The sequence below is a fragment of the Micromonospora sp. NPDC007208 genome (assembly GCF_042869175.1).
Lineage (GTDB): Bacteria > Actinomycetota > Actinomycetes > Mycobacteriales > Micromonosporaceae > Micromonospora > Micromonospora foliorum.
Genome location: NZ_JBIAFG010000018.1, coordinates 112218 through 127502 on the forward strand (window position 1 = coordinate 112218; position 15285 = coordinate 127502).

The following is a 15285-nucleotide window of genomic DNA, read 5'->3' on the forward strand; positions in this document are numbered from 1 at the left end:
CTACCGGCATCCACATCACGAGAGGCTGCCCCCGCGCTGTGGCTCACGGGCTGACTGATGGCCGTCGGTCCGGTGGTCCGCCCACTCGCCGGTCCACATTGCGAGGTCGCCTACCCAGCGCTCGGTGTTCTGCCGGGACTTGGCCGCCCACTTCGTTGCCGGGCGAGCAGTTCAGGCGGTTGTGTTGGTTGCCTGGGGGTCAAGGAGTCGTCGGGGCCGCACCGACACCGGCAGAATGGTGGCGTGATGACCGAGCCCGTCACCGCAGGTCGGATGGAGTTGGTAGATGACCTGGAAGGGCTGCCCGGCAGTTCCGGCGGCTGTCTTCTCGCCCTGACGTTGGAGGATCCAGTCTTGCTTCGTGCCGGCGACGTCTGGTGGGTTGAGGACGAGGTGCTGTACGTCCAGCGAGGGGATGTCCCGGCTGTGGCGCATCGAGGTCGCGTCGAATGGCGGCGGAAGTGGTAGCGCGGAGGGTCTGTGGGGCACGCAGGGGGCACAAGGCATTGAACACACCTGCCGGGCAACTATGCGCAGACGCTCAGAATCAGGCCGCCTCCAGGCCGTCTGAGGCGAGCCGGCTCATGCGGTGACGGTGGCGTTGAAGTTGCCATCAGCAACCGCCGCGACCGGGCGGTACGCGTTGTCGCCGCCGGGCTCGTTGGCGCGCGGTCGCGGTGCCGTGCACCGATGGGACTGTCAGAATGTGTCGACGGAGCCGACGCGCGGGGCGAGGAGAAGGCATGAGCGACTATAACGACAAGATCATCGCGGAGTTTCGCGATAACGCTGGGCAGGTCGGCGGTCAGTTCGCTGGCGCCCCGCTACTGCTGTTGCACACGGTCGGTGCCAAGAGCGGCCAGCCTCGCGTGAGCCCGATGATGTACCAGAAGGTGGACGGCGGGTATGCCGTGTTCGCCTCCAAGGGCGGTGCGCCCAGCAATCCCGACTGGTACTACAACCTGCTCGCTAACCCGAAGGCCCAAGCGGAGATCGGTACGGACAAGGTCGAGTTGGTCGCCAGAGTTGCCGCTGGGGACGAACGGGACCGGATCTGGAGCGCGCAGAAGGCCGCGTACCCAGGCTTCGCCGACTACGAGCGGAAGACGACCCGCCAGATCCCAGTCGTCGTACTGGAACCCGCGCGGTAGGCACTCGACGTCACGTCGGTGCACCCGGGCCGCGCTCGCCCGCATGGCGTGAGTGCGGAGTGAGGGTGGATGGATCTCGCCCACCTCCACAACGAAGGTGACCCGGTTGCCGAAGCAACGTTTCACCAGCCCGCGAGACCAGCAGCGGCATGCCGCACCACTGTCCATGCCCAACGTATTGAAAGGCGTTGACGTAGATCATCTTGGTGGTTAGGGTGGGCGCGCTGTGACGTTCTGATGACACGGGGGCTGGAATGTTCGTCGGATCGACGTTGGGTGCGCGCACCCGTCTCACTCGCCGTGGTGTTGCTGCCTTGGCCGCGTCGCTGGCGCTGGCCGCCGGTTCGATGCTCGTGGGGCCGCCTGCATCGGCGGCCGTCCGAGGGTCGTCCGGGACGAAGACTGCTCTTCAGCCGGCAATCAGCTTCCCGGACGGGGACAGTGCCGCCGAAGGTGGCCAGATCGCCATCAGGTTCGACGCGAACGGCGACACCCGGGTGACCAAGTTCCGGTACAGCGTCGGCGACACGAACCTGGGCAGCGAGGTCCACGCGGCTTCGGACGGTACGGCCATTGTGACGATCGACGTAGGCAGCGTGACGGGTGAGCGGCCGGTGTACGCGGTGGCGGTCGACCGCCGCGGCCGGCTGAGCCCCATGACGCAGGGAAGCTTCACGGTGTCCGCCGTCTGGAGCCTCCAGGGTCAAGCGTTCGACACGACCACCTGGCTGCCGTTGGAGGGGGCGACAATTCGGCTGGAGCCGGCCGGGGTCGAGGTCGTGACTGGTCCCGACGGTGCCTTCCGGTTCGCTGTCGACCCGGGCCTGTACAACCTCGTCGGCACCTACGCTGGCCCGCCCAGCCTGTACGGCAGCCAGCAGTTGGAGCTTGACAACCAGGGGACGCGGTTCGACCTGTACCTGTTCCCGGACTCCGGGAGCTGATGTCCAGCCTCCGCGATGATGGATTGGGATGGCCCCGGCGCTTTGCGCCGGGGCCATCTTCCTGCCGCCAAGCAGAGGAGGGCGGGACCTCACCCGTAGGCGGCGCCTACGGTTTGCGGGCGAGGAGCCCGACGAAGGTGTGATAGGTGTCGGTCTGCACCCCAGCCGGTGCGTCCGGCTCTGGACGCCACTCGGCCAGCGGCACCAGTCCCGGCTCCAGCACTGTCAGCCCATCGGCGAACGAGAGGATCTCCTCGTCGGTACGCCAGCGGCCGGTGCCCAGCGACTCGTTGAAGACCCGCTCGACCTCGCGGGCCTTGCGGGAGCCCTCCGGGTCTCGCTCGCCCGGGTCGCGGAAGTGCGAGATCGCCACGTAGCTGCCGGAGGGCAGTGCGTCGATCAGCGCGGCCGCGACCGCCTTCGGGTCCTCGTCGTCACCGAGGTGGTGCAGGATCGCGAAGAGCAGCAAGCCGATCGGCCGGTCGAAGTCGAGGAACCGTCGTACGTCCGGGTGGTTGAGGATCGCCTCCGGTTCCCGGATGTCCGCCTGGATCACCGTCGCGGTGCCCTCCGCGGCGAGCAGGGCCCGCCCGTGTGACAGGACTATCGGGTCGTTGTCCACATAGACCACCTGAGCCTTCGGGTTCTGCTCGGTGGCGACCTCGTGGACGTTGCCCTGGGTGGGCAGCCCCGACCCGATGTCGAGGAACTGGTCGATGCCGGCCTCGCTGACGAGGAACCGAATCACTCGACGCAGAAAGGCCCTGTTGGCCTGGCCGGCTGCCGGCCCGTCCGGTGTGATCCGCAGGGCGTGCTCGGCGACCTTTCGGTCGACCTCGAAGTTGTCCTTGCCGCCCAGGAAGAAGTCATAGACCCGGGCCACACTGGGAACGTTGGGGTCGATGCCGGGGGGTGCCGCCTTGTCGCGGGTCACAGGCGTCTCCTATCGATGGGGATTGGCGCAGGCTGAGGTCTGCGGCGGTGCCGGCGTTTCGGCGAGTGTAACGATCGGGAGGGTGGAATTTTGCCCCACTGGTATCGCTCCCATCGACGCGGCCCAGGTGTCAGGAGCGGTTTCTGTCGCCGGCCGAAGCGTGAGACACGTTGGCGATCATCGATGCGTTGCTGCATCGTCGACGCATGACAGGCGTTCGTTCGTCCTCGCTGCTCCGCCGCCTGCGGCCGGGCCCGCTGACCGCCGTCGTGCTGTCGGCGGCGGTGCTCGTCACCGCTCTGAGCGCCGCACCGCCGGCCGACGCCGGCACCGCGACGCCCGCCGCGTACCCGGGGGTCGCCCCCGCGCCCGGTGGGGCCGCGGTGGTCACCGCAGCGCCGACCGGAACCGCGCCACCAACGCCGTCGAGTACGCCGAGCACCTCGCCCGTCCCGCCGAGCGCGCCCACGAACCTGACAGCCAGCGAGGTCCGGACCGGGTCGGTCACCCTCACCTGGACGGCCGCCACGTCCGGTTGCTGCGCCATCACCGGGTACGACATCACGTACTACCAGGAGTTCGGCGACATCGTCTTCAGCGCCAGCGTCGGGGCCGTCACCAGCACCACTATCACCAACTCCCTTGGGTCGGGCCAGCAGTACACGTTCCGATTGATCGCCCGGGACAGCCTCGGGCAACGCTCGAACTGGTCGGACGCGCTGACAGTGGTCACCCCGGTGACGGACACCGGCCCGGACACCACCCCGCCGAGCGCGCCGCAGAACCTGACCGTCGGCGAGGTGACGGCCTCGACCGGCACGTTGTCCTGGTCCCCGTCGACCGACGACGTCGGCGTGCTGGGCTACAACGTCTACCGGTTCGACGGCTGGTTCACCTCGCAACTGATCGCTACCGTGCCGGGTACGACGTACACGACGCCGCTACCGTCATCGACGCCGCTACGAAACCTGTACTACGTGCGGGCCAGGGACGCGGTCGGCAACGTGTCGATCGCGTCCAATACGGTCACTCTGCCCACGACGACGACCACTCCGACGCCCCCGCCGCCCTCGACCTGCCGGGTGACCTACCGGAACCAGTCCGAGTGGCAGGGTGGTTTCGTGGCCACGGCGACGGTCCACAACGCCGGAGCGGCACCGGTCGACGGCTGGGTCGTCACCTTCAACTTCCCGGGAGACCAGCAGGTCACCTCGGCTTGGAACGCCACGGTCAGCCAGACCGGGGCCACCGTCACCGCTCGTAACGTCGACTGGAACCGCGTCCTCGCGCCGAACGGCTCCGCGACCTTCGGCGTCCAGGGGCGGTGGAGCGCCAGCGACGCGCCACCGACCGGCTTCTCGCTGAACGGCGCTCCCTGCACGGTGGGCTGAAGGAGCCTCGTGAGCACAGATGCGGTCACACCTCACCACCGCCGCGCCAGGGCCTGATCGGGGCAGCGATCAGACCGAGGGGGAGTGCTACTGGTTGGCGGACCGCTCGGTGGAGCCCGATCGGTGGCCTGTGGTCGCGCGGTGGGGCGGCATCGAGCCGTGGCACCAGTTCGAGATGTCGACGGCCGAGTTCGTCTACCGGGTGATCGCGGATCCGGCGTTCAAGCCGTTCACGGTGGCCGACCCACCGCGGCGGCCCTTCTACCTGCCGCACTGGGGGCCGTTCCCGATGAGCGCCGAGGACTGGAACGCTCTCACCGACCCGAATCGCGGAAGCTGAACCACGTTCTGCGAGGGCGGTTGGTCAAGGACACTCGGCTGGACGTCGAGGTCGGCGAGAAGCGTTTCAGAGGTCCAACGGGCGTCGTGGACGGCGATCGGCCCCACGATCGGGCGGCGGGCGAGGGTCAGCAGGTGCGGGGCTGCCAACTCACCTTCGTCACGAACATGGGCACATACAGGTCCCCGCCACCGGGGCGAGCGCAGATCGCGCCGGAAAGCTGCGTCCCGAGGTAGTTGTAGGACCAGGTGATCTCGGCGTTGCGCAAGGTGCGGTTGTAGAAGTTGAAGGCCGGGACGTTGCCGGACCACTCGGTAGTGGTCACCAGAGACGGAGTCGCGGTAGGACCTTCTGCCGGGTGATCCCAGTTGGGCCAGATGCAGAACGTGCCCTGCGGACAGTTCCCGGGTAGCCAGGCTTCGTTTGGTGCTTGGGAGCTTGCCGCCGAGGCGGCGGGGGCGGTGGCCAGCACGCCGGCGACGGACGCGGCGAGGGCGATGGATTTCAACAGCACGGTTCACCTACTTAAATAGATGGCCATGGATGGATGCCAAAAGGCTACCGGTGGAAATTTGAAGGGTCAAGCACTTGGGTCATCCAGTGAATCGGCCCCGAGTACCGCAAGGAGTGGCGTCCCTAGTCCGCCACCCGGTGAGGCAGGTCGAGACGCGCGAGCCGCGTCTCCTGCTGGGTCACAAGGGGTACGCCCGAAAGCCGGTCGGAACGAAAGGTTGCCGTAGGGGTTGACTCGTCGCTCTCTGGCTATCCCGATCGAGCTGACGCGATCCACGGGTGCCCAGGGACAACGGCGCTCTCCAGCGTCCGTGGGTCGATACTCCACTGACCAGCGAGCGTGAGCACGGTTTCCTCATCCGGCCACGGCGAAGTCTCGTCATCGGCGTCCCAAGGCTCGTCCTCGTCCGAGACGGTCCCGACTCCGAGCGCTTGCTCCTCCAGCGTGCGTTCGCCGACGTCGAACAGCACCTCGCCGCGTTCGCCGAGGTAGGCGAATGCTCGCTCCACCACGCCGCCCCTGGCGCGCCCCCACCCGTGATATTCGACGACGCGATGAGTGCCGAAGTACTGCACCTCACCGAGCACCTGGCTAAGCGCTGCCAGCCAAGGGGCGAATCGGTCGCCTTCGGGTGCGGGAACGTCCCTCGAAGCGGCGAGCGTCCACCGGTCAAGCGGCGGCGTGAGCAGCCACTGGCCCTGGTCGTCATACGCGGCGGTGACCGCATCACGCCAGTTGGCGGGAGTGGGACGGCTGAGGTTCAGAGCGGCCGCGACGGCAGTGGCGTCCCGGGCACGTATGGCGAGCCAATCAAGCTTGTAGCCAAAGCCGAGCGCTGCATCGGGAGCCATCAGCGGTTGAGGTAGGCGGTCAGGCCACCGAGTTCCTCGCTGGCGATGAAGACCGACCGCACGTTGAGGATGGCCTCCTCGACGTGGGCGGGGCAGCCCCACGCCGCGTCGCCCCACGAATCGGCGATCTTGATCTCGGCTCGCGCGGTGCACCCGTCGGCGCCGCCGAGCTGGCAGTGCTCGGGGTGCGGCGTGGCGGCCTGCGCGGCTGCGGCGGCACGCATCTGGGCGGCGAGTTCGGCGGCGACGGTGGCGCGCTGCTCGGCCTCGGCGCGTAGTTCCCGTTCCACGCGCAGCACCTTGGCCAGCTCGTCATTGGCCGACTTGGCGCGTGCCTCGGCGGCGAGTTTCGCCTGCTCGATGTGGTGGCGTTCGATGGCCAGGGCTGCGGTGCCGGCGAAGAGCCGGGTGAGGGCGAGGTCGGTGTCCTGCGGGACGCGCGGGGTGCGGTGATACATCGCGAAGGTGCCCAACAGGCCGCCGTCGCGGGCCAAAATCGGCGTGGACCAGCAGGCCGCCAGCCCGGCCTGGTTGGCCAGATCCCGGAAGTCGTCCCAGAACGGATCGGTGGCGATGTCGGTGACGATGACCGGTTCCCGCCGGTGGGCGGCGGTGCCGCACGAGCCGACACCTTCGCCGGTCGCGATGCCGTCGATGGCCTCGTTGTAGAAGTCGGGCAGGCTCGGGGCGGCGCCGTGGCGCAGGTGCCGGGCGTCGGGATCGGCGAGCAGGACTGAGACGAGCACCTCCTGCGGTGCGAGGTTCTCGATACAGCGGGCCATCCCGTCGAGCACCTCGGTCAGGGGTGCCTGGCGGGCGATCTGCTCCAGCAGGGCACGGTGTTCGGCCATCAACCGTTGGGCATGCTTGACCTGCGTGGTCTCCACGCCGAGCACATGGATCCCGGTCACGTTGCCGTCGGCGGCTCGACGCGGCTCGTAGGTGAAGTCGAAGTACGCCTCCCGCGCCTGCGGGCCGCTGCCCAGCACGACCCGGACGTCACGGCCGGTGTACGGCTCACCCGTGCGGAAGACCTGGTCCAGGAGCGCGATGAACCCCTGACCGGCCAGTTCCGGCATCAGCTCGGCAATCGTCACCCCGACCCGGGCCCGCTCTTCGCCGATGGCGGCGAAGAACGCCGGGTTCGCCGTCTCCACCAGGTGCGTTGGCCCGGCCAGAGACGCGAAGACGGCGATGGACTGCCCGAACAACGCCCGCAGGTCCTCCTCCGCCGCTTGCTCGGCAGCCGCCGGACCCGCAGCAGCAGTAGACCTCTGGTCTGGTACTGCGGTCATGGTGTGGGTTCGCCTCTCGTCTGCGGATCCGGGCAACGACCGACGGTGCCACCCGTCGGTGCGGGTGGCCTCGTGCGGCGGGAGTTGGCTGAGGCCACCGCCGGTGCAGCCTACCCATGTGCCCGACATTCAGGTCTTACCCACCAACCACGTACCGGAACCCGTCGTCTGAACAGCCACGACAGTTGGCAACGCACAACCACGTTCGTAAGCGACCGTGGCCGCGGCCCTGCTACGTGCTCGCTGTCCGCTGAAGCGGAGCATCTAGCTTCTGCGATGTCTGCACCATCCCAATTGAACGGAGTTCCTGGACGTGGCTCCGAATCATTTTCCGGGCCGGTGCTGACTGTGGAGCATCGATTGCTCTGCCGCCGAATGTCCCAACGTCCGAGGTGTCGCATGAACAAATTCGGTGTTTCTTCAGCTAATCGGCTGGTGCGACGAGACAGCTGGGGGACTGTACCTGCTGCATCGTCGTGACACCTTGAACGCATTGCTCCGAACCGGGCAGAATCACCTGCAGAACTGGGAGGCCTTCGCGCCAATGACCACCCCCTACGACCCTGCCCAGAACCAGCCGTCCTCGGGCAACCAGCAGCCGGCACCGGCAACCGCCCAGTTCCCTCAGGTGCCCGCAGGCCAATATCCGCCGCCGCCGGCTGGGCAGTATCCGCCGTCTGCCGTGCCGCCGCCTACGCGCAAGCGCCCATGGCTAATCCCCACCCTCATCGGCGTGGCTGTCGTCGTGGTGCTCTGCTGTGGTGGAGGGCTTGCGATCGGCCTGACGAGCGACGACAAGAAGTCCGACGTCTCCGCCAGTGCCGACCTTCCCGCCGCTGGCACCAGCACCTCTGCCCCTGCTGCGGCCGCACCGACCACGGCGGCGCCAGCGCCCGCGTCGACGAAGCCTGCCCCAGCGACGAAGCCCGCCGTCCCAGACAAGCCCAAGACCTTCGGCACCGGCGACAAAGTGCGGGGCGGTGACTTCGAATTCACCGTTAATAGCGTGAAGTGCGGGATTTCCCAAGTTGGCAGCGACTTCCTGAACAAAAAGGCGCAGGGCACCTTCTGCAAGGCCATCGTGACCGTCAAGAACGTCACCAAAAGCGCGCACACCTTCCACGCCGATGGCACCATAACCGCTCAGGACGGCTCTGGCCGGGAGTACGAGGCCGACGGTGAGGCCGCCATCTACGGCAACACCGACGGGCAGGGCTTCCTCGACAAAATCAACCCGGGCAACTCGGTGAAGGCCAACGTCTACTTCGATGTACCGAAGGGCACGAAACTGAAGACCATCACGTTCGACGCCGGCCTGTTCACTCTCGCGGAGGACGCCGTCGTCACCCTCTGACGGCCGAGGAATGTTCCACGACGTTGCTCGTCTTGTGGGACACGCTCGCTAAGGCTGGGTGGTCGCCCGCCGTTGCTGCCAGGGGCGGCGCGACGGGCGACCTGATCGGATCGTTGGGTGAGCTGCCGGGTCCTGCGTCGCCGCATTCGACGGGGAGTTTCCGTCGGGCTGGTCTTTGAGAGTCAGATCAGGGCTGCGGCAAGGGCGCGGAACGCGTCGGCGGGGAACGTCGTGGCGTCACCGCCGTTGAGCACCTGGATCGCCACCTCGTCCGCGCCGGCCTGGTAGTGCTTCTCCAGCCCCGCCACCACCGTCTCGACGGTGCCCCAGGGGATCAGGGCGTCGATGAGGCGGTCACTGCCGCCGTCGGCGAAGTCCTCGTCGGTCCAGCCGAATCGCCGCAGGTTGTTGGTGTAGTTCGGCAGTGCGAGATACCCGCTCGCGTACTGGCGGGCGGTGGCGCGCGCGGTGGTGGCATCCGCGTCGAGGACCACCGCGACCTCGGGGGCGAGCAGCCGGTCGGGCCCGATCGCCGCCCGGGCCTCGGCGGTGTGCTCGGCAGGGACGAAGTACGGGTGCGCACCGGTCGAGCGGTCGCGGGAGAGTTCGAGCATTCGCGGGCCGAGTGCGGCCAGGATGCGCCGCTCGGGCGGAAGCCCGGCCGCGTCGAGGCCGTCGAGGTACTGCACCATCCGCGAGTACGGCTTGCGGTAGTCGGTGCCGTCACTCTCCACCACCACCGCGTGGCTGGCGCCGAGACCGAGCAGGAACCGGCCGGGATGCGCCTGCTCCGCGTCCTTGGCGAACGCCGCCGCCTCGGCTGGCGAGGAGTGCCAGATGCTCACGATCCCGGTCGCGACCCCGATGCGCGTGGTCCCGTCCAGGAGCTCCCGGAAGCGGGGGGCCACGTTCTCGCCGAAACCACCGGAGAACCAGATTCGTGAGTAGCCGAGCTCTTCCAACTCGGTCGCGGCGTCGACGGCCGCGCCCTGACTCTCGCTAGCAAGGAAGAACGGTTGCCATACGCTGACGAGTCGTTGTGCCATACCGCAACCCTACGACCCGTGGGGTCAGGAGTCGCGGCGAAGCAGGATGGTGACGGCCACCCAGGCGACGACCAGGGCGAGGCCGAGCCACGGCTGCCCGAGCAGGGCGAGCATCCCTCCGCCGAGCACGAACCAGCCGCCCTGGAACGCGCGCTTGGCCGATGGGCGAAGCGGCACCCGGGCCCGTGGCGAACCGAGCGCGCCCCAGAGCCCGGCAAGCAGCAGCGGCACGGCGACGGCAGTGACCAGCCGGAGAGCGGTCGGTGCGTCCAGGGCCCAGCCCCAGCGTGCGCCGACCGCGAGCACGGCGAGTTCCAGTAGGAAGATCAGCAGGAGCCCGACCCCCCGAATCATGGTCGCCGCCTCAGCGTGGACCTCGTCGGTGATCTGTCCACCATGGCGCTCGATCTGGCTAGCCTTCATAGCCTTAAAGCTAAGCTACTTAGCCAGCGTCGTCAAGCGCGTCCGCATCGACCCACGGCCGGGCAGGGAGATCCACGCGGTGATGGTGTCCGCCGCCGACGCGATGCTGGACCGCATGGCCGAACACGCCTGATGGGCCGGTCGGCGAAGACCGTCACGGTGCGAGGCCGGCCTGGATCGCCAGGATGGCGGCTCGTACGCGGTCCCGGCTGCCGGTCTTGGCCAGCACGTTGGTGACGTGGGTCTTGACGGTGCTCATCGACAGGTAGAGGCGTTCGGCGATCTCGTTGTTGTTGAGCCCGGCGCCGATCAGGGTGAGCACGTCGGTCTCCCGTGCGGTCAGCTGGTAGGCGGCCAACTCCACGCGGGCGGCCGGCCCGGTCGCGCGGACCCGGTCGAGGACGGCACCGGTGACCTCGGCGGAGAGGACCGCCTCGCCGGCCGCGACGGTGCGCACCGCGGCGATCAGGTCGCGGGCGCTGGACCGCTTGAGCAGGAACCCGCGGGCGCCGGAGGCGATGGCGTCCAGGACGTAGGCGTCGTCGTCGAAGGTGGTGACGACGATGACGGCCGGGGCGTGCGGGATCGTGGCCAGCTCGCGGGTGGCTTGCAGGCCGTCGAGTACCGGCATGCGGATGTCGACGAGAGCGACGTCGATGCGGGGGTCGCGACGCACGGCGTCGAGGAACTGCCGGCCGTCGGCGGCCTCGGCCGCGACCTGGATGTCGGGTTGAGATCGCAGGATCAGGCTGAAGCCGTCCCGGACCAGCTCCTGGTCGTCGGCGATCGCGACGCGGATCACGGGTTCGCCACCGGCAGGTTGGCCTGCACCATGGTGCCCCCGCCGGGACGCTGACTCAGCTCCCAGCTCCCACCGTGTGCGGAGACGCGCTCCCCGATGCCGAGCAGGCCCGAGCCGTTCGTGGGTGCGCGGGGCGGCCCGATGCCGTCGTCGCTGACCCGCAGGCGGGCGTGGTCGCCGACGCGGACCAACTCGACCCAGGCCGCCGTGGCTCTCGCGTGGCGGGAGATGTTGGTGAGGGCCTCCTGGGCGATGCGGTAGGCGGTCAACACGCCGACCTCGTCCAGGCCCGGCTCGGGGTCCACCTGGACCCGCACCGTCACGCCCTGCTGGCGCAGCGGCTGGGCGAGCAGCTCGTCGATGTCGGACAGGCGCGGCGGCGCGCTCACCGCGATCGCCGCGTTGGGATCGCGCAGGTGCACGACGAGCGCGTCGAGCTCACCCAATGCGGTGCGTCCGCTGTCCGCGACCGCCCGCAGCGCGGCCCCCGGGTCGTCACTGAGCTGGCCCGCCTCGGCCTGCACCACCATCGCGGTGACGTGGTGGCCGACCACGTCGTGCAGCTCGCGGGCCAGGTTGGTGCGCTGCTCGAGCCAGACCGCCTGGCCGCGCAGCTCGTCTGTCTCCCGGCTCAGGGCGTAGCCGTGCGACCACGATCGCAACAGGATCGCCAGCAGGTAGCCGGCCGTCACGAAGAAGAACGGCTGTTCGTACAGCCCGCGCCCGTTGAGCAGCGCGATGGTGAGGGCGCCGGCCGCGCCGACCAAGCCACCCACCCACCCCAGCCACGGGTGTCGGGCCGGGTCCTCGCAGACCGAGACGAACACCAGGCCGGCGGCCGCGAGGCCCAACTGTACCGACTCCCCGGTGCTCACGATCGCCACGAAACCCGCGCAGATCGCGAAGATGAGGGTTCGGTAGCGGGGGCGCAGCGCCGTGGCCCCGAGGCCGACCGGCAGCACCAGCCACGCCCAGCCCGCCGGCACGGACACGCCGCCCTCGACGGTGGTGACCACCGAGGCGATGATCAAAACCACTGCGGCGTACGCGAGCCGGCGCACTCGCCCGGGGTCACGCAACCGTGCGCGTATGTCAGTCAGCACCCGCCCAGTCTCCGCGACCAGCCGGAACACCGGCCAGTACCCGGGTACCGGATCGGCCGGCACCTTGGTACCGCCCTCGGGACGAGATCGGCACCGCCGCACGTTCCGCGACGACGCGCATCGCACGACGCTGCGGAGGTGACTCTCGTTGACTCCCGCGCCGCCATCACCGTCGGCCCGATTCGTACGGTTCCCAACTACATCACCGCCATTCGCACGGTCGCCGCTGTCACCGTCGGTATCGTCGCCCTCGTCTCCGGGTCGGTGGCATTGATGGCGGTATCCTACGGTATCTACTGGCTCGGCGACGTGCTCGACGGCTGGGCCGCCCGCCGGCTCGGACAGGAGACGCGGGCCGGGGCCGTGTTCGACATCGTGAGCGACCGCGCGTGCACCGCCGTACTCTGCGTGGGCCTGGTCTCCCTCGTGCCGCACGTCGCGGTCGTGGCAGTGGTCTTCCTGCTCTCGTTCCTGGTGCTGGACACCATGCTGTCGCTGGCGTTCCTGTGCTGGCCGGTGCTCAGCCCCAACCACTTCCACGTGGTCGACCGGCGGGTGTGGGCGTTGAACTGGTCGCCCCTGGCCAAGGTCGCCAACACCGCCGGGGTGATCGGCGCCATCGCGTTCGACCAGTACCCGCTCGCGCTGGGCATCGCCGTCGCCGTCGTCGCGGTCAAGCTGTGGTCGGCCGCAGCGGTGGTCCGGTTGCTCGAACGGGACGGTCGGGCGTGAGCGGTTTCGCCGAGGCCGTGGTGGCGCTCGGCTACGGTGTCGCCTCGGCGCTCGTCCCGGTCGTCAACGCCGAGGCGTACGCCGTGGTCGCCGGGCAACGTGGCGGCCACGCCCTCGTCGCCGTGGTCGCTCTGGCGCTCGGGCAGACCGCCGGCAAGCTGCTCCTGTTCGAGTCGGCGCGACGTGGATCGGGGCGACTGTTCCGGAAGGCCGCGCACCGGAGAAGGTCCGGTCGCGCGGCGGCCCGGGCCGCCCGGTGGACCGAGCCGATCCGGCGCTGGCTCTCCCGCCGCCGCACCGCCCTACCGACCGTGCTGGTCTCCGCCGCGGTCGGGGTTCCACCGCTGGCCGTGGTCAGCCTCGCCGCGGGCACCGCGGGCCTTCGACGCTGGGAGTTCGCCGGCGCGTGCCTCTCCGGGCGGGTGATCCGCTTCGCCGTCCTGGTCCTGCCGGCGGTGCTGGCCTGACCGCCGGCTCGCCGTCAGAGGAGCCGGCCGTCGTGGGCGAGCAGGGCGATCTGGGTACGGTTGTCGAGGTCCAGCTTGGTCAGGATGTGCGAGACGTGGGCCTTCACCGTCGTCACGCTCATCAGCAACTCGCTGGCGATCTCGGCGTTGGAGCGCCCCTGCGCGATGGCCAGCACGACGTCGCGCTCCCGGGGCGTGAGCAGGGCCAACCGCTCGTGCGCCTGCTCGTAGGTTTCGGCCCCCGACGCGACCCGCTGCATGAGGCGGCGCGTCACGCCCGGAGACAGCATCGGGTTGCCGGCCGCCACCGCGCGGACCGCCTGACTGATCTGCTCGGGCGGGGTGTCCTTGAGCAGGAAGCCGCTCGCGCCGGCCCGGAGGGCTCGCAGCACGTGCTCGTCGGTGTCGAACGTGGTGAGCACGATGATCTCGGGTGGCCGGTGGCGGCGGCGCAGGCGCTCGGTGGCGGTGATGCCGTTGACGCCGGGCATCCTGATGTCCATCAGCACCACGTCGGGCAGGTGCCGGTCCACAGCCGTGATCGCCGTGGCGCCGTCGGCGGCCTCACCCACGACGACGATCCCGTCGGCGCCATCGAGCATCAGCGTGAGCATTCCCCGTACGAGGGGATCGTCGTCGACGATGACGACCCGGATCGGACCCGTCACGTCGGCCACGGCAGCCACGCGGTGAGGTGGAACCGACCTGCGGCATCGACGTGGTTTGCGACCCGACCACCGGTGAGCGCGGCCCGTTCGGCGAGCCCGATCAGGCCGGTACCGGCGCTGCCGGTGGCACCGCTGTCGGACGTGGTCGGGTTGCTCACCGCGATGCTCAGGCCGGCGCCGGGCGCGCCACCGAGCACCAGCCGGACCGGCTGGCCGGCGGCGTGTTTGCGGGCGTTGGTCAATGCCTCCTGCGCGATCCGGTACGCGGTCCGGCCAACCGTCGGGGGGATCTCGACCGCCGGGCCGAGCGGGTCGTCGACCTCGACCTGTTGCCCGGCGGCCCGCGCCTCGTCAATCAGGCGTGGCAGGTCGGCGAGGGTCTGCCCGGGTGGCGCGTCGGTCGGCGACTGCACGTCGTCGCTGCGCAGCAGCGTGATGACCTCGCGCAGCTCGTCGAGGGCGTGATGGGCGCTGGCCCGGATCACCCCGGCGGCGGCGCTGAGTCGCTCGGGCGGCGCGTCCGGCCGGTACTCCATCGCGCCGGCGGCCGCCGCCAGCAGGGACAGCCGGTGAGCCAGCACATCGTGCATCTCCCGAGCGATCCGGCTGCGCTCCGCCGCCCGCGCCTCGACGACCCGTCGTTCCTGCTCCTGCTCGGCTCGCCGGGCCCGGTCCCGCAGCGCCGCCAGCAGGGCGTTGCGGGCCTGCGCCCAGGTGCCCCAGCCGAGCAGGGCCGCGTACGCGATCGTCATCAGCAGCAGCCGCCACCCGTACGGCAGGCTGGGCACCGGCCGCCAGAACGCCTGCGCCGCCTCGCCCGCCACGCCGACCGCCGCCACCGCCGCCGCCTGCCGAAACGGCCGGTTGCGGGCGATGAACAGCACCGCGAAGCTGGCCACCGGCGTGGCCACCGGAGACAGCGCGACGAGCAGCCCGGCCAGCACGCCACCGATCCGCGGGCGGCGGACGACCACCGGAACGAGGGCCAGGGCGGCCACCGCCAGCGCGACGTCGACGCCGACCAGGCCGGCGGAGCTGGACCGGGTGGCGGACCACAGCATGGTCGCGACGAGGACGCCGACCGCCACGGTCGTCGCAGTCGTCACCGCCACCGGGACGGAACGCCCCGTCCGCGGCGGCTTGACCTCGCACGTCGCCGCATCCACACCGCGCACGCTACTGGGCTCGCACCCGGCCGGACCACCTCCTTTGGTAGTACGCCGAGCCGCCGGCGGACGTAGCCGCCGCGGCGTCTGGACCGACGTGCCCG

17 protein-coding genes are annotated in these 15285 nt (G+C 69.7%); 7 read left to right on the forward strand and 10 right to left on the reverse strand.

The window, feature by feature from the left end; genetic code table 11:
- Positions 1-743 precede the first annotated feature (743 nt).
- Both ACFYL6_RS28345 and ACFYL6_RS28350 read left to right on the forward strand, forming a co-directional pair.
- Positions 744-1151 carry a nitroreductase family deazaflavin-dependent oxidoreductase gene (locus ACFYL6_RS28345; protein ID WP_387175817.1) on the forward strand — a complete coding sequence of 136 codons (408 nt, stop codon included), beginning with the start codon at positions 744-746 and terminating at the stop codon, positions 1149-1151.
- A gap of 254 nt (positions 1152-1405) precedes the next feature.
- Complete coding sequence (locus tag ACFYL6_RS28350; RefSeq protein ID WP_387175819.1) at positions 1406-2095, forward strand: hypothetical protein; 690 nt, start codon at positions 1406-1408, stop codon at positions 2093-2095.
- A 106-nt stretch (positions 2096-2201) separates the two neighbouring features.
- Here ACFYL6_RS28350 and ACFYL6_RS28355 read toward each other — a convergent pair whose 3' ends face one another.
- Positions 2202-3029, reverse strand: coding sequence for an SAM-dependent methyltransferase (locus ACFYL6_RS28355; protein WP_387175821.1), 828 nt, complete (start codon positions 3027-3029; stop codon positions 2202-2204).
- 206 nt (positions 3030-3235) lie between these two features.
- Here ACFYL6_RS28355 and ACFYL6_RS28360 point away from each other — a divergent pair, with 206 nt between their 5' ends.
- A complete protein-coding gene (locus ACFYL6_RS28360) occupies positions 3236-4420 on the forward strand; it encodes a cellulose binding domain-containing protein (RefSeq protein ID WP_387175823.1) in 1185 nt (394 codons plus the stop codon).
- Between the two features lie 19 nt (positions 4421-4439).
- Positions 4440-4760: a hypothetical protein gene (locus ACFYL6_RS28365; protein ID WP_387175825.1), complete on the forward strand. Its 321-nt coding sequence runs from the start codon at positions 4440-4442 to the stop codon at positions 4758-4760.
- A 127-nt stretch (positions 4761-4887) separates the two neighbouring features.
- Here the strand turns inward: ACFYL6_RS28365 and ACFYL6_RS28370 are convergent, their stop codons facing one another.
- The 3 genes from ACFYL6_RS28370 to ACFYL6_RS28380 all read right to left on the reverse strand — a co-directional run bounded on the left by ACFYL6_RS28370 (position 4888) and on the right by ACFYL6_RS28380 (position 7420).
- Positions 4888-5274, reverse strand: coding sequence for a hypothetical protein (locus ACFYL6_RS28370; RefSeq protein WP_387175827.1), 387 nt, complete (start codon positions 5272-5274; stop codon positions 4888-4890).
- A gap of 248 nt (positions 5275-5522) precedes the next feature.
- Positions 5523-6125, reverse strand: coding sequence for a hypothetical protein (locus tag ACFYL6_RS28375; protein ID WP_387175830.1), 603 nt, complete (start codon positions 6123-6125; stop codon positions 5523-5525).
- Positions 6125-7420, reverse strand: coding sequence for a GAF domain-containing protein (locus ACFYL6_RS28380; protein ID WP_387175832.1), 1296 nt, complete (start codon positions 7418-7420; stop codon positions 6125-6127). The genes ACFYL6_RS28375 and ACFYL6_RS28380 overlap by 1 nt, the downstream gene beginning before the upstream one ends.
- 412 nt (positions 7421-7832) lie before the next feature.
- Between ACFYL6_RS28380 and ACFYL6_RS28385 the strand changes: the two genes are divergently transcribed.
- Positions 7833-8774 (forward strand): DUF4352 domain-containing protein, encoded by a 942-nt coding sequence (locus tag ACFYL6_RS28385; protein WP_387175834.1) that lies wholly within the window; start codon positions 7833-7835, stop codon positions 8772-8774.
- Between the two features lie 182 nt (positions 8775-8956).
- Here the strand turns inward: ACFYL6_RS28385 and ACFYL6_RS28390 are convergent, their stop codons facing one another.
- The 4 genes from ACFYL6_RS28390 to ACFYL6_RS28405 form a co-directional block, all read right to left on the reverse strand.
- The gene (locus ACFYL6_RS28390) at positions 8957-9820 is read right to left on the reverse strand and encodes a TIGR03620 family F420-dependent LLM class oxidoreductase (protein ID WP_387175836.1); all 864 of its coding nucleotides are present in this window, start codon (positions 9818-9820) and stop codon (positions 8957-8959) included.
- A gap of 24 nt (positions 9821-9844) precedes the next feature.
- On the reverse strand, positions 9845-10243 hold the full coding sequence (locus ACFYL6_RS28395) for a DUF2568 domain-containing protein (protein WP_387175838.1): 399 nt from the start codon (positions 10241-10243) through the stop codon (positions 9845-9847).
- A 154-nt stretch (positions 10244-10397) separates the two neighbouring features.
- On the reverse strand, positions 10398-11045 hold the full coding sequence (locus tag ACFYL6_RS28400) for a response regulator (protein ID WP_387175840.1): 648 nt from the start codon (positions 11043-11045) through the stop codon (positions 10398-10400).
- Positions 11042-12148, reverse strand: coding sequence for a sensor histidine kinase (locus ACFYL6_RS28405; protein WP_387175842.1), 1107 nt, complete (start codon positions 12146-12148; stop codon positions 11042-11044). The genes ACFYL6_RS28400 and ACFYL6_RS28405 overlap by 4 nt, the downstream gene beginning before the upstream one ends.
- A 138-nt stretch (positions 12149-12286) precedes the next feature.
- Here ACFYL6_RS28405 and ACFYL6_RS28410 point away from each other — a divergent pair, with 138 nt between their 5' ends.
- Both ACFYL6_RS28410 and ACFYL6_RS28415 read left to right on the forward strand, forming a co-directional pair.
- On the forward strand, positions 12287-12880 hold the full coding sequence (locus ACFYL6_RS28410; protein ID WP_387175844.1) for a CDP-alcohol phosphatidyltransferase family protein: 594 nt from the start codon (positions 12287-12289) through the stop codon (positions 12878-12880).
- Positions 12877-13347: a hypothetical protein gene (locus ACFYL6_RS28415; RefSeq protein ID WP_387175845.1), complete on the forward strand. Its 471-nt coding sequence runs from the start codon at positions 12877-12879 to the stop codon at positions 13345-13347. Before ACFYL6_RS28410 ends, ACFYL6_RS28415 begins: the two co-directional genes overlap by 4 nt.
- Positions 13348-13361: 14 nt before the next feature.
- Here the strand turns inward: ACFYL6_RS28415 and ACFYL6_RS28420 are convergent, their stop codons facing one another.
- Both ACFYL6_RS28420 and ACFYL6_RS28425 read right to left on the reverse strand, forming a co-directional pair.
- The gene (locus ACFYL6_RS28420; protein WP_387175847.1) at positions 13362-14024 is read right to left on the reverse strand and encodes a response regulator; all 663 of its coding nucleotides are present in this window, start codon (positions 14022-14024) and stop codon (positions 13362-13364) included.
- The gene (locus tag ACFYL6_RS28425; protein ID WP_387175849.1) at positions 14012-15181 is read right to left on the reverse strand and encodes a sensor histidine kinase; all 1170 of its coding nucleotides are present in this window, start codon (positions 15179-15181) and stop codon (positions 14012-14014) included. The genes ACFYL6_RS28420 and ACFYL6_RS28425 overlap by 13 nt, the downstream gene beginning before the upstream one ends.
- Positions 15182-15285 lie beyond the last annotated feature (104 nt).